Consider the following 14,541-nt stretch of genomic DNA (forward strand, 5'->3'; position numbering starts at 1 on the left):
ACTATCGGAAAACTGGATACGTTAATTATTCTCTTTTTGTTGTTTTTCCCGAGCTTTTTGTTGTTCTTTTCTAACTTCTTGTATACGTTTTCTCGCTTCTTTTCTCTCTTTAATAGCCTCTTTTCTTACCACATCACGAGCTCTTTTCGCGTCGTCCATAGCTTTTCTGCGGGCTTTTTCTGCCTGTTTTCTTGATTTCTCTGCATTATCTCTCGCCATAGCTCTTACTTTCTCGGCTTGCTCCATAACTTGTTTTGCTTCTGCTCTACTCATTTTTGCATGAATCATTGCTTGTTTCTCGGCTTCAAATCTTGCTCTTTCAGCATTTCTCATGGCTTCTTCTCTAATCTTATAAGATTGCTCCCGGGCTCTATTCGATTCTTCCATAGCAATTAACCTGTCTTTCTCTGCTCGTTCCATCGCTATAGCTCTTGCTTGTTCTGCTTTATATCTTGATGCTTCTGCTCTCTCTATTGCCAAGTCAGCTATTTCTTCTTTTACTTGCTCTGCTTCATATCTTACCTCCTCTGCTCGTTCAATAGCGATAGCTTTATCTATTTCTGCCAGTTCTGCGAGTTCAGTTTTTTCTCTTTCTACTTCTTCCTTTATAAGTTCTGCTTCTCTTTCAAGTTCTTCAAGTTCTGCCCGAGAATAAGAAGGTGCTTTCGGAAGCTTTGACACTTTTGGCGCCTTAAGCGGTTTTGGAGGCTTTGGAGCTTTTAATTTTTTATGTGCTTTAGGAGAAGGCGGAGGTCCAGGAACGACACTCGTTTTCATTTTTGGTGGTGCTGGAGGTGAAGGTGGAATAAGATCATGCCCATCTGGATTAGCTTTATATAACCTTGTTTTTCGGTATACCTTATTGAGTTTTTTGAGAAACTTATCATTCGTGTTTTCTAGTTTGACACTAAATTGAAACTCTGTTAACTCATGGTCTTTCCACTGTTTTGTAGCATTATCAATAACGGCAGCCACACCAGATAAATCAGTGGTAATTCCATTAATGTTAATTTGCTCTCCACTAACTCTGATTTTCATTTTTTTATCAGGGTGAGTTGGTGCTACGGTAGTGCTGATTGTAGTACTTTTTTGTTGAGCTACCATCTTATTGTTAAACAAAAGAATACATCCTAAAAGGATAGGTAGAAACAGCAACAATCGAGTTGTTGCTTTAGTTTTAGAAAATTGTTGTGACATCATAACGATTCGTTTTTTGGTTAATGAATAATTGATAGGGCTCGCTAATACAGCTTGATGAGAACTGTTTGGATAATTAACGAGTAGGTCCATATATTGATGTATTGAAAACTGTTGCTTCAATACTTTTTGATCTGCAAGAAATTCATGATTTAACTTAATTGATTTTTTTAACCAAAACCATATTGGATTGAACCAAAAAATCACTTGAAAAATCTCTACAAACAGAATATCTAAAGTATGTCTTTGTTGTACATGAGTTTTCTCATGTAATAATACTTCTTGCGGAATAGCTTTTTTCTGAAATTCTTTTTTAGGAACAAATATGTAATGCAAAAATGTATGCGGAATAATAGAATTCGTGAGTAGCACATTAATATGTGAGGACTCTTTCAGGTTTTCATTTCTTCTTACCTTCTTAATCAAATGGTATATATTTTTTATAAATCTAATTGCAAAAATCAAAACACCTATACCATAAACGATCCATATAATTGTCGAAAAATAGTCTGAAGACGTGGCTTCTACCTGTACATTATCTGATAGGATTAGATGATTTACAGGTTGTTGAATATTTTCTTGATTAAGTACTGTATCTGTTTCATAAGTAATAGTAACCAGAGGGATCGTGTATGCAAAAATCAAGCTAAAAAGAAGGTAAAACCTTTTAAAATGATGCATATTCTCTCGTTCTAAAAATAGCCTGTAAAAAGACCATAATAGCACCAAACAAAGAGATGACTTTATTATATATATAATCATTGCTTTTGTTTTTGGATTTGTTTATCTACTATCTTTTTAAGTTCTTCTAATTCTGTAGTAGATAAGTTGGTTTCTGATGTGAAAAATGATGCAAACTGTGAAGCCGAATCGTTAAAAAAATTCTTAATCAGTCCATTTACATGTTTAGAAAAATAATCTGTCTTTTTTACTAATGGATAATATTCTCTTGATTTTCCATATAGCGTATAATTCACAAAACCTTTATCAATCATTCTTTTCAATAGTGTAGCTACAGTAGTAGTTGCAGGTTTAGGTTCTGGAAAAGAATCTAATAAATCCTTCATAAAGGCTTTCTCCAATTTCCAGAGATATTGCATTAATTGTTCTTCCGTTTTTGATAATTGCATTGTTCTACATTATTAGAATTAACTCTACAAATGTAGAGTAAAAATTTAAAACTACAAAAAAAACACGCTATAAAGTATCATTATAACATTTATTTCACATTAAAAATGTTGTTATAAAACGGGGAAATTTTAACTTTATAACATTAACCATTTAAATACATACACAATGAAAAAAGTACTATCTTCATTGGTGATACTCTGTATCACCATGTGCTTGCATGCACAACACAATTACGACAATCAGAACACCATTTACAGCTTAAGTGGTAATGTAGGAGTAGGAGTCACCAATCCGGCAGCCAAACTACATATCAACGGAGACATAAGAGGAAACCTTGCAGGAGGAGCACTGCGTATTAACGGAACTTATGGATACATAGATGTTGGTCCTCTTAACAGCGGATGGGCGCATATCTATACCGATATGCCAAAGTTTATCTTTAATAAAGATGTATACACTATTACAAATGCATTTTCTTCTTACAATAATGACCTCATCTTAAAAACCAAAGGAACTGAACGTTTAAGAATTAAAGATGAAAACGGATATATGGGAATCGGTATTTCTAATCCTCAAACTAGACTCCATATTAATGGAAGTATTAGAGGAAATCTTGCAGGAGGAGCATTACGAGTTAACGGAACTTATGGATACATCGATATTGGCCCTCTTAACAGTAGTTGGGCACATATCTACACCGATATGCCAAAGTTTATCTTTAACAAAGATGTATATACAACTACAAATGCGTTTTCTTCTTACAACAATGATCTAATCCTAAAAACCAAAGGAGTCGAACGTTTAAGAATTATTGATACCGATGGCACTGTTGGTATAGGAACCACTAACACAAGAGGTTATAAACTTGCTGTAAATGGTAATATCAGAGCCAAAGAAGTTGTAGTAGAAGCTTCACCATGGCCTGACTATGTGTTTCGTTCTGACTACAAATTACCCTCGCTAAATGAAGTCAAAAAACATATTAAAACTCAAGGACATCTTCCTAATATACCGAGCGAAAAAGAAGTTTTAGAAAATGGTATTCAAATAGGAAGCATGCATGCAAAATTACTCGAAAAGATAGAGGAATTAATGCTTTACACAATTCAACAGGATGAAGAACTGAAAACTTTAAGAAAAACGATATCTACTCTTCAAAATAAAGTCGAAAATCTCAGTAAATAAAAAATTCATTCAATAACTCTTAAAACCAAAACGATGAAAAAATTATCAAGTTTAATTCTATGCATTGTAGCTGTACTTAACCTTACAGCACAGGATGAGACTATTAATGGCAAACTTACTGTGACCAAACAAATCAAATGGGGAAGCACAGGAGCCATTATAAATACAGACCAGGGCGCTTCTGTTGAACTAAGAGGTAATGGAGTTCCTTATTTTGATTTCTCTAATGATCCTATTACCGATTATGATATGAGGTTAATCCTTAGAAATAACAATTTACTTTCTATTGAAGGTGGCGATGTTAAAATGAGCAATAAACTATCTACAGGTCAGAGCATTAGTTGGGGAAATACAGGAGCTATTATAAATACAGATCAGGGAGCTTCTATCGAACTAAGAGGTAATGGAGTTCCTTACTTAGATTTCTCTAATGACCCTAACACCGATTATGATATGAGGCTTATTTTAAGAGATAATAACACTCTTGGAGTTTCTGGAGGAAATTTAGCCATTGACGGAATCACAAAAACCAAAGAAGTCATAGTAAAACCAAATGTTTGGTCAGATTTTGTATTCGAACCTGATTATAGGTTACCAAGTTTAGAAGAGGTTGAACAGCATATAAAAACGAACGGACACCTAAAAAATATTCCTTCAGAAAAAGAAGTATTAAAAAAAGGGATTTCGATAGGAGAAATGAATGCTAAGCTTCTTCAGAAAGTAGAAGAATTAACACTATACACCATTCAACAAGAAAAAGAAATCAAAAGATTAAAATCTATTGAGGACAGATTAGATCAGCTTGAAAAGCTAATAGAATCTAAAAAATAAAAGTCTAATTAAACTAAATGAAATTATGAAAAACTGGATTTTTATTTTGATTCTTGTTTGTACAGGATTAGCTACAAAAGCACAGATCACTGAAGCTCCCAATGGAAATGTTGGCATTGGTACTACAACTCCATCTTCTAAATTACATGTAAATGGAGATGTGAAAATGAATATTGGCGAAGGATTTAGATTATTCGGAGATACTGAATACTTTGGACAATATCTTGATGCTATCATTTTTGAAATGCAGGATGGCAACTCTTCAGGCGGAGCGACCGATGGAGGGTTTGTTTTTAGAGGATATACTCCAACCGATCAAATAGCCAAAGAATGGATGACCATAAAAAGTGGTGGTAAAGTTGGAATAGGAACTTCTGCCCCAGCATCAAAACTACATGTAAATGGTGACTTAAAAATGAATATTGGTGAAGGATTTAGGTTATTCGGAGATACTGAATACTTTGGACAATACCTCGATGCTATCATCTTTGAAATGCAAGATAGTAATTCTTCAAACGGAGGAACTGATGGAGGGTTTGTTTTTAGAGGATATACTCCAACCGATCAAATAGCCAAAGAATGGATGACCATAAAAAGTGGTGGTAAAGTTGGAATAGGAACTTCAAATACTGGATCGCATAGATTAGCTGTAGAAGGATCCATAGGAGCAAGAGAAGTAGTTGTCGAAGCAGCGACTTGGTCTGATTTTGTTTTCTATGACGATTACAAATTGCCCACTCTTCAAGAAGTTGAAAATCATATCAACCAAAAGGGACACTTACAGGATATTCCCAGTGCTTCGGAAGTACAAGAAAATGGAATTTTCTTAGGAGAAATGGATGCTAAGCTTCTTCAAAAAATAGAAGAACTTACCTTATATATCATCCAAATGAATAAGAGAATAGAGCTGTTAGAAAAGGAAAACCAACTACTAAAAAAATAACATGAAAACATTTATAAAAAACCTAATAGTAGTAATAGCATTATTAGCTATTTCGAAAATACAAGCGCAAACATTCTGTTTTACCCCATCAGAAAGTTTTAATCAAGACGCATACGCATCTGCTTTAAGAAGTGCGGCAGTTGCAGATTCTTATTGCTTACGTATCTACGTTCATGTCATTAGAAGAAGTAATGGTACTGGAGGTCAAAGTGTTGCTCAAACCAATCAGGCAATTGATATCTTAAATCAGGATTTTAACCCTCATGGGGTTTCATTTGATTGGGACAATGTTATTAACTATATAGATAATGATAGCTATTATAGTAATCCAACTACAACTATTTATACCGTAAACAATCATTCTGATGGTATCGATGTATATATATTTGATGATGCTTCTAGTGCTGGTGGTAGAGCAAATGGTGTTGGAGAATCTTCAGAATTCTGGGTATCCGGAAGTTATTGGAAAGCTCCTTTTGGATCATTAGTAAGGTCTAGTGTTATCTCGCATGAGATGGGGCATGTATTGTTTTTATGGCATACTCATCATGGGACTGTGAATGAAGGAGGAAGTGATACCGGACAATGTGCCGAATTGGTAAACGGATCTAACAGTACAACGTGTGGAGATTATGTAGCTGATACTCCTGCAGATCCTCATCTTAGATTTAATGTAAACCATCCCGCTTGTACCTGGACTTCTAGTGGTACTGACGCCAATGGGGACAGTTATAATCCTGATGAGCGAATCATTATGGCTTATACGCATCCTGATTGTATGAGTCTTTTTACTGCAGGTCAAGGGCAACGTATGCGTAATGCAATTGCAACATTAACCCATCTTAAAAATGCTGTCGTAAGTTGTGGTAATAGTTGTCCAGAAAATTTAACGGTTACTCAAAACGTTCCATCTGGAGCTACAGATATTCAAAAAGCTACAAATACTTTGACTGCTACCAATACAATTGCCAATGGAGCAACTGCAACATATACTGGTGGTCAAAAATTAGTGCTTAAATCTGGTTTCAGAGCTCAAAACGGATCTCATTTTACTGCAAAAATAGAAGATTGTAATGTTAATAGAACAGAAATAGCAACACTTCCTGAAAAAGAAGTAGTTCTGGAGAATACTCAAATTTCTTCTGCTATAGGAAACAAAACTTTATTTAAGTTGCATCCTAATCCGGCAGATAGAACATTTACTATTTCATTAAATGGTGTGCTACCAAAGGAAGGGGTTTCTATTAAAGTTTATAATACAATGGGAGTACTGCAAGTACGCAAAAAAGTACTGTCGAAAAACTCAGAAATTAATGTAGATTTATTACCAGAAGGGCTTTATTATGTTATTATTGATGACAATCAAGGTAAAAAACATTCTAAAAAATTACTGATCAAACGATAACTAATTTATTTTATTTCTACATAAAAAAGCGGGTGTGCAGTATATAACTGACGCCCGCTTTATGTTTCCCATTTACAATCAGGTTTATTAGGTTATTTCTTTACAATGGTATGTATTTCTGAAGTTCCTTTGGATGTTATTTTCACGAAATAGTTTCCTTTTTCAGTTATTGTTCTTCCAAAAGGAAGTACTCCAGGGTTTCTATCATAGTTTTTGTGATAAATACGTCTTCCTAACAGATCATATACACTCATAGTAAACCTTTCTTTTCCTAATTTGGTTAGGTCAATATTAGTCATTTCGGTAAATGAGTTAGGATATACTTTAACCAGATTTTCTGCTTTTTCTGGACCTGCTGGTGCTGGTCTTTTGGTCAACAATCCCTGACCTGCATTAGTGTTATATGCATAATCCAATATAGTATACGATAATCCATCGTTTGCTACAGTAGCATAAAACCATCCGTAATGTGTATTACCACTAATTTTAAAGGTAAATCCTATATAACCAGATTTACCATTCCAATTCGTATATGAAGAAGAACTTACTATGTAACTATGAGATTCTGCAACAAAATTACTAGAAGCTCCAACTTCTACTCCTTCACCAAGTATGGTTACATTTTTGCTACTACCTTCGCATACAACATCTTTATTATAAGTAACCAATCGTACCGAATTATTGGTGTACCATGCTCCATAATCGCTGTTGTCTCCAACTTCTATTCTAAAGAAATCCCAGGTACTTGAGGAGCTTACAGTGATATCATTTATATCTACATAAACCACTCCGTCATTACTAGCACAAGGAGTACACGATCCACCACAATCTACTCCGGTTTCATCTCCGTTCTGAATACCATCTGTACAGGTAGGATCTGATCCTCCTGTTCCTACGGTAATCGTATAATCTTCTACCTCTCCGTAGCTAAAAGATTCACATGCTGTTGGGATACCATTGTATTTCATAGATACTCTCATTCTGGTATTCCCGTTTTTGGCGCTAGATGGGATTGTAAAACTACCACTTACTGGTGTGTCTTTTGAAGCAGCTTTACTCCATACCTGTTCGTCTGCATCAGCAAAATCTCCATCCTGGTTATAATCTATCCACACACTATATCCTTCAGAATATACGGTTCCTGACCAGGTTGGGGTAATGGTAATGGTATTAGAAGCTCCTTTAGATAATGTAGTAGATACCGAAGTGTAATCTCCATATCCTCCTGTAGAACCTGTAGAGGAGTTATCAATTGTTCCTAATTGTACTCTACTGATATATTCGTCTGATACACTTTTTCCGTTAGAATCACAGTATGTTATCGGTGTACTACAAGGCTCACATGATCCACCACAATCTACTCCCGTCTCATCTCCATTTTGGATACCATCATTACAGGTAGGGGTTGCTCCTAATTCTTTACTTCCTGCCTTAATAGTACCATAAGGCTCTGTACTATATGCATAATCTAATAATGAATATGAGTTTCCGCTAGCATTTACCTGAAATCGAAGCCAACCGTGGTATTCTTTAGCATTTTTAATAAATCTAAATCCTGCATACCCAGTTTGCCCATCCCAATTGGTATATGAATTTGTTCTAATCTCATGTAAATCAGGATATGCTCCTCCATCTACCCAATTACTAGTAGTACTAATTGGTGTATCTGCTGGTAAATTTGCAACCCTTTTTGTACTTCCTACAGTAATCATTGCAGCTTTATAGGTTTCGAATTGTAACGCAGGTTGACCACTTGGGTGCCCAGAAGCATTGTAAAATAATCCTCCGTAATTTGTTCCTCCACCCAAGGATGGAATATTAGCATCTGTAAATGGTTTCCATACCGTAGTGGCATCAACTGTAAGATCACTATTATCTACATAAACTACTTTAAAAGGATCATAAAATGAGAAGTTAAATATTACTTTATCAGAATTTAATGTACTTGTTCCACCTGAAATAATCGCATTTTTAAGAGTGATTGTACCTGAAGCATTATCAGCAGATCCATGATTATTAGTAGTCCCACTGTATTTTACCCTTAATTTCTTATTGTTTATTACCGTTATACTAGTTGAAAATCCTTGAGGAAGGCTTGACGTAAAATGCGTTCCTTGTGTTAATGTTCCAGAACTTAATGAAAAAGTACCCCCTTGTATATCTATATCATAAGAATCACCTACTAAGGTTCCATTATTAGATAATGATTCTTCAACCGTATTATTATTTACCACTAATGAAGCCCCAGTAAGATTTACCCCTGTAGCTGTCAGGTTAGCTGGTTGCCATAATGGTTTTCTTGTTGGGTGTTGTAATGCCGCGAGCATTCTGTCAATCTGTCCTTGTGTATACATTTTTGCACAACCTGCTGCTGCATCATACCCCATATAATTTTCATAGTTAATCAAATTTCCACAATCACTGGCTCCGACAACGCATCCATCGTCCCCAGAATCCGTATCTTCTTTTGGTGTATCACTAACATAATCTCCATTAGGGTCATCACATCCACCTTCAAAAGTATGTATTAAATTAAGCCAATGCCCAAACTCATGTGTAAATACAGATGCAAACTCTTTATTAGTATTACCATGTAAATATTGTCCGTTATAAACTACTCTTGCAATATTTGCATCAGACATTGTTGTATTTGGATACCATGCTACCCCAGAATTGTTCGAAACTCCATCACCATACAAATCACCTGTGATATACACATTCATATATTTATAATTGTCCCATCCATCTGAAGCAACAACAGGACTACTATAATTTCCCATTCCAGAAGCTACAGGATGAATAATTACTCCATTGGTACTACCTCCATCAGGATCAATTTTAGCCAATGCAAATCGTATACTTAGTGTTGATTTACGACCGTCAAAAACGGGGTCAATTGAATTAAAATCATCATTGAGTCCGTTAAAATCTTTATTTAACGCATCAAGAGCTCCTTTTATCTTATCATAATCAACGGTCTTCCCATGTTGAGTAGTACCATATACATGAACCACTACAGGTATAGTATACGTTTCTGCTGCTTTTTGAGAAAAAGCTTTACTCTGAACATAATTTTTGGTAAACTTATTGAAGTTTTCATATTCGGCTTTTGCTTTAGGATTTGCCGAAAAAATATACGCATTGGCATTACTTGCCTCACATCTTTTTGCATCTACTGGTTGCTGCGCCAGAAGAGACGAAACATAGGTAAATAGCATAGCTGCTAAAATAATAATTTTAGTTTTCATAATCGTATTGATTTTGTGTTATAGTTAATTACGAAAATTAAAACTATTGAAGCATTTAGGGTTATACTATTATAACCAAACACTATACTATGTTATCTGTTTCACACTATTTTAACATTTATACTGTCAAAAATACAAGGATAAAGCATAATCACTGTTGATTTTTAACAAAAAAAAGAATGTAAATAGGCACCCAATAATAAAGGTGCCTATTTGTTTTATTAGCTTGCTAATTATTGATAAACTGAATCTAATTTGTAATAAATCATTGTGAAATAACCGAGCTATTACCATTTCCTTCTTGAATTATCGTTACCGATAACGAAGTACCTTCTTGAGAAGCAGTTAAGCTATTAGCATCGCCAATTTGTTTTGTATTAAGAGTATTAGAATTTCCGATCTGAGTAGCATATGTAGTATTAAATGATCCATCCTGAGCAGAAATTACTCCATTCTCTTTTCCTTGTTGTAATTGGGATAAGAAATTTTGTTCACCATCTTGAGTGGCAATAGCACTGTTAAAGTGTCCCCCATCCAGAGTTTGCTCTACAGTATTAAAAAAACCATTTTGTGTACTCGTCATTTCATGAGCACCTCCCCAATTATTAGCAGTAGCTATGACACTATTTCCTTCTCCTTTCTGGGTTTGGGTGCTCCTAATACCATCTCCTTCTATTAGCACTTCACCCCTATTAAAAGCCCCTTCTTGATATTGCTCAACGTTGGATTCATACTCACCATATACGGTAGCAGTAGACTTGTTATAATTTCCCGTTTGTCGTTGGGATACGGTAGTGTTAAAACTATAAACAATAGTAGTAGAAGCATCATTTCCTATACCTTCTTGCCTTTGATTCACATAGCTTCTAATCTCCAGATTTGCATAAACATAATTACTTTCTCCTACCTGATTCTGAGAAATACTGCCTGGGATTGCACCTCCTTCAGGCATTCCATCATTAAAAGCCTGTGCTATATTTCCTATCCCATTCTGATGTTGACGAATAACCGTGGGTTTTGTATTTCCTTGATAAGCAAAAGCTTGATTAAATTCTCCCGTTTGGCTTTGCTCAATACGGTATATATTATATTGGATTGCAGTGGCTGTATTGTAATTACCATTTTGAAACTGAGTGATTTTACGTTCTCCAAAACTGAAACTCGAAGATGGGTGATTGGCAATCAATGTATTTCCTAATCCAATTTGTTCTTGAAAAATACTATTTTGACTAAAATCTTCTTCTTGAGTTGCTATAGCACTATTATTCTCTCCATATTGGTACTGCTCAATACTATTTTGACCAAAACCTTCTTTTTGAGTTGCTATAGCATTATTTAATATCCCTTGTTGATCTTGTATAATCTGGCCACCTTCAGTTTGAGATTGATTTGCCTGTGCTATATTATAGTTTCCATTCTGGGATTGAGTAATAGTACTGTTTACACCATATCCATTTTTTCCTATAGATGCGATCACCATGTTATTATTCCCTATCTGTATTTGTTCGATTCTACTTTCTGAAGAATAACTACCTATTTCTGCTTCTGCATTATTTGATACCCCTAATTGATTTTGATACACTTCATTAAAGTCTCCTTGCTCAATAGCATATGCCTTATTTTGATCGCCGGTTTGGATTTGACGAATAATACCATTACCCATTATTTCATTTTCTATACCTTGCTCTACTCTTGCACTATTATAATTACCATCCTGAACTATTGTTAAAGTATTGTTTACTCCTTTTTGGGAAATTTCTGTTTCATTTCCTTTTCCTGTTTGATCGACATCTATAACATTGTTTTGAGCAAAAGTGAATGCTACACTTAATAAAGCCGAAAAACCTAATATTGTTTTTTTCATCGTACTATTTTTTAATATTAAAAATTGATTTTAAGAATCTGTATTAATCAAATCAATGTTTACGATAAAACTTTAAAAATAGAAGTTAAGGGGATTTTGTTACCTTAAATTTACGATTAAAAAAAAGTAGAAAAAACAGATATTTTATGTTTTCGACAAAAGGTGTTAAAACATGAAGGTTATAATTTTTACGTAAGTTATTTCATTCATTATCATTAACTTACAAAATATCAAAGATTACATAATTTGGATTTAACAGGACCTTCTTTTACACGTTAGGGATAGTAGTGGCATCCTTTTTTGTTATCCTTAAATCTCTAAAAAAAACACTCTAGTGATTACAAAAAAGATATAACGAATAGCCCGACCCTGATTAAAAACCAGGGTAACGCCATCATTATTTTAATATATGCAAGAACCTTACTTACTTAGTTCTGTAAAATATTTATAGAAATATGGAATCGTTTCTATTCCTTTTAGGTAATTCCATACTCCAAAATGTTCATTAGGAGAATGTATTGCATCACTATCTAAGCCAAATCCCATTAGGATTGTTTTACTTTTTAATTCTTTTTCGAATAAAGAAACAATAGGAATACTACCCCCGCTACGTTGTGGTATTGGTGTTTTACCAAAGGTATCCTGATATGCTTTACTAGCTGCTTTATATCCAGTGTTATCTATTGGGGTTACATATCCTTGCCCACCATGATGCGGAGTTACTTTTACTGTTACTGCGTCTGGTGCTATGTTTTCAAAATGATTTTTAAACAATTCTGTAATTTCTTCCCAATCTTGATTAGGAACCAAACGCATAGAAATTTTGGCATAGGCTTTACTGGCAATTACTGTCTTTGCTCCTTCTCCTGTATAGCCACCCCAGATTCCGTTTACATCTAATGTAGGTCGAATAGAATTGCGTTCATTGGTTGTATATCCTTCTTCTCCATACACTGCATTGATATCTAATGATTTTTTATAGGCATCAAGAGAAAAAGGTGCTTTTGCCATTTCGGCTCTTTCTTCTGTAGAAAGATTTTCGACTTTATCATAAAAGCCAGGAATGGTAATATGATTATTTTCATCATGCAAAGAAGCAATCATTTTGGTTAATATATTGATTGGATTTGCTACTGCGCCACCATATAAACCACTATGTAAATCTCTATTGGGTCCTGTTACTTCGACTTCGACATAACTTAACCCTCTTAATCCGGTAGTAATAGAAGGAACATCTTTGGCGATCATTCCTGTATCACTAATTAAGATTACATCATTAGCTAGTTTATCCTGATTACGTTCTACAAACCAACTTAAACTTTTACTTCCTACTTCTTCTTCTCCTTCGATCATAAATTTTACATTACACGGCAACTGATTCGTCTTGGTCATAATTTCTAATGCCTTTACGTGCATATACATCTGCCCTTTATCATCACAAGATCCTCTGGCAAAAATGGCTCCCTCGGGATGGATCTCTGTCTTTTTAATTACAGGTTCGAAAGGAGGACTATCCCATAAATCTATCGGGTCTGGTGGTTGTACATCATAATGCCCATAAACCAATACTGTCGGAAGGTTTTTATCTATAATTTTTTCTCCATACACTATCGGATATCCAGGAGTTTCGCATATTTCTACAGCATCACATCCAGCATCTTTAAGGCTTTTGCTAATTTCTGATGCTGTTTTGATCACATCATCTTTATATGCTGTATCTGCACTAACAGATGGAATTTTAAGTAGCTCGAAAAGCTCATTTATAAATCGATCTTTATGTTCTTGAACGTAAGATTGTATGTTTTGCATGAATCTGAGTTTATTTTCGCCTAAAAGTAGTAAAAATGAAGTAAATTAGTTGTTCTCTATTTAAGTATATCTGCTAATATGAATGCATTTTTGAAGCTTCCCTTTTTATTTTCTGAAAATCGCCTTCTGAAAGACTTAAAACATTGTCAATCCTATTCTTTTACTTCTCATTTCAATACTGATGATTATTCTGGTAATTGGAAATCTATTGCTCTTAGATCTCTTAATGGGAATATGAATCAAATTTACGCGCACTCGTCTGGTGCTCATAATTACAAAAACACTCCTCTATTGGATCATTGTCCTTATTTTAAGGAAATAACTGCGCTTTTTGAGTGTGAAAAAGAATCTATTCGTCTACTCAATCTTTCACCTAATAGTAACATAAAAGAACATACAGATCATAATTTGGGATATGAAGATAGAAGTTTTAGAGTTCATATTCCGATCACAACAAATCGAGATGTTCATTTTTATATACATCATCAAGAAGTAACTATGGCTGTTGGCGAATGTTGGTACGGAAACTTTAATCTACCACATCGGGTAGAAAACAAAGGAGCAACCGATCGTATTCATTTAATTATAGATTGCATTCGTAATAAATGGTCGGATCAATTATTTGCTGAAGCTGGTTATGATTTTACGGCAGAAAATCAACCTCATCAATATTCTAAAGCAACTAAATTGAAAATGATCGAAGAATTAAAAACCATGAATACCGAAAGATCAAAAGCATTGATCAATTACCTAAAATCAGAATTGTAGAGATCAAAAAAGTGAGAAGATTTTAAAGAAAACATCCTGGTTTCTTAAATTGTTACTTATTACTTTTCATATTCTTCAAAAAAAATAATTTAAGTTCTTTGAGATTTATAAGGAATATGTATATTTGCACTCGCTTTTACAGAAAGTCCTAAGTATTGTA

10 protein-coding genes are annotated in these 14,541 nt (G+C 34.3%); 5 read left to right on the forward strand and 5 right to left on the reverse strand.

Annotation, left to right across the window (positions count from 1 at the left end; all coding sequences use genetic code 11):
• Positions 1-21: 21 nt before the first annotated feature.
• Both NNL09_RS04800 and NNL09_RS04805 read right to left on the reverse strand, forming a co-directional pair.
• On the reverse strand, positions 22-1,878 hold the full coding sequence (locus NNL09_RS04800) for a M56 family metallopeptidase (protein WP_231389158.1): 1,857 nt from the start codon (positions 1,876-1,878) through the stop codon (positions 22-24).
• Positions 1,879-1,955: 77 nt separating this feature from the next.
• Entirely contained in the window at positions 1,956-2,327 is a 372-nt protein-coding gene (locus NNL09_RS04805) for a BlaI/MecI/CopY family transcriptional regulator (RefSeq protein WP_025663470.1), read from the reverse strand.
• Positions 2,328-2,493: 166 nt separating this feature from the next.
• On the opposite strand from NNL09_RS04805, the gene NNL09_RS04810 reads away from it, so the two are divergent.
• From NNL09_RS04810 to NNL09_RS04825, 4 genes are read left to right on the forward strand one after another with little or no spacing between them, the layout of a single operon-like run.
• The gene (locus NNL09_RS04810; protein ID WP_196909285.1) at positions 2,494-3,513 is read left to right on the forward strand and encodes a hypothetical protein; all 1,020 of its coding nucleotides are present in this window, start codon (positions 2,494-2,496) and stop codon (positions 3,511-3,513) included.
• A gap of 33 nt (positions 3,514-3,546) precedes the next feature.
• Positions 3,547-4,344 carry a hypothetical protein gene (locus NNL09_RS04815; RefSeq protein ID WP_196909286.1) on the forward strand — a complete coding sequence of 266 codons (798 nt, stop codon included), beginning with the start codon at positions 3,547-3,549 and terminating at the stop codon, positions 4,342-4,344.
• A 25-nt stretch (positions 4,345-4,369) separates the two neighbouring features.
• Positions 4,370-5,287: a hypothetical protein gene (locus NNL09_RS04820; RefSeq protein ID WP_196909287.1), complete on the forward strand. Its 918-nt coding sequence runs from the start codon at positions 4,370-4,372 to the stop codon at positions 5,285-5,287.
• 1 nt (position 5,288) lies between these two features.
• Entirely contained in the window at positions 5,289-6,692 is a 1,404-nt protein-coding gene (locus NNL09_RS04825; protein WP_196909288.1) for a zinc-dependent metalloprotease, read from the forward strand.
• Between the two features lie 92 nt (positions 6,693-6,784).
• On the opposite strand, the gene NNL09_RS04830 is transcribed toward NNL09_RS04825, so the two are convergent.
• The 3 genes from NNL09_RS04830 to NNL09_RS04840 form a co-directional block, all read right to left on the reverse strand.
• Positions 6,785-9,940 (reverse strand): M43 family zinc metalloprotease, encoded by a 3,156-nt coding sequence (locus tag NNL09_RS04830; protein ID WP_196909289.1) that lies wholly within the window; start codon positions 9,938-9,940, stop codon positions 6,785-6,787.
• A 265-nt stretch (positions 9,941-10,205) separates the two neighbouring features.
• On the reverse strand, positions 10,206-11,804 hold the full coding sequence (locus NNL09_RS04835; protein WP_196909290.1) for a hypothetical protein: 1,599 nt from the start codon (positions 11,802-11,804) through the stop codon (positions 10,206-10,208).
• 420 nt (positions 11,805-12,224) lie between these two features.
• The gene (locus NNL09_RS04840) at positions 12,225-13,613 is read right to left on the reverse strand and encodes a dipeptidase (RefSeq protein ID WP_196909291.1); all 1,389 of its coding nucleotides are present in this window, start codon (positions 13,611-13,613) and stop codon (positions 12,225-12,227) included.
• Between the two features lie 78 nt (positions 13,614-13,691).
• Between NNL09_RS04840 and NNL09_RS04845 the strand changes: the two genes are divergently transcribed.
• The gene (locus NNL09_RS04845; RefSeq protein WP_196909292.1) at positions 13,692-14,381 is read left to right on the forward strand and encodes an aspartyl/asparaginyl beta-hydroxylase domain-containing protein; all 690 of its coding nucleotides are present in this window, start codon (positions 13,692-13,694) and stop codon (positions 14,379-14,381) included.
• Positions 14,382-14,541: the final 160 nt, after the last annotated feature.

Origin of the sequence: Aquimarina sp. EL_43, from assembly GCF_943422735.1 — a bacterium.
Classification (GTDB): Bacteria; Bacteroidota; Bacteroidia; order Flavobacteriales; family Flavobacteriaceae; genus Aquimarina; species Aquimarina megaterium.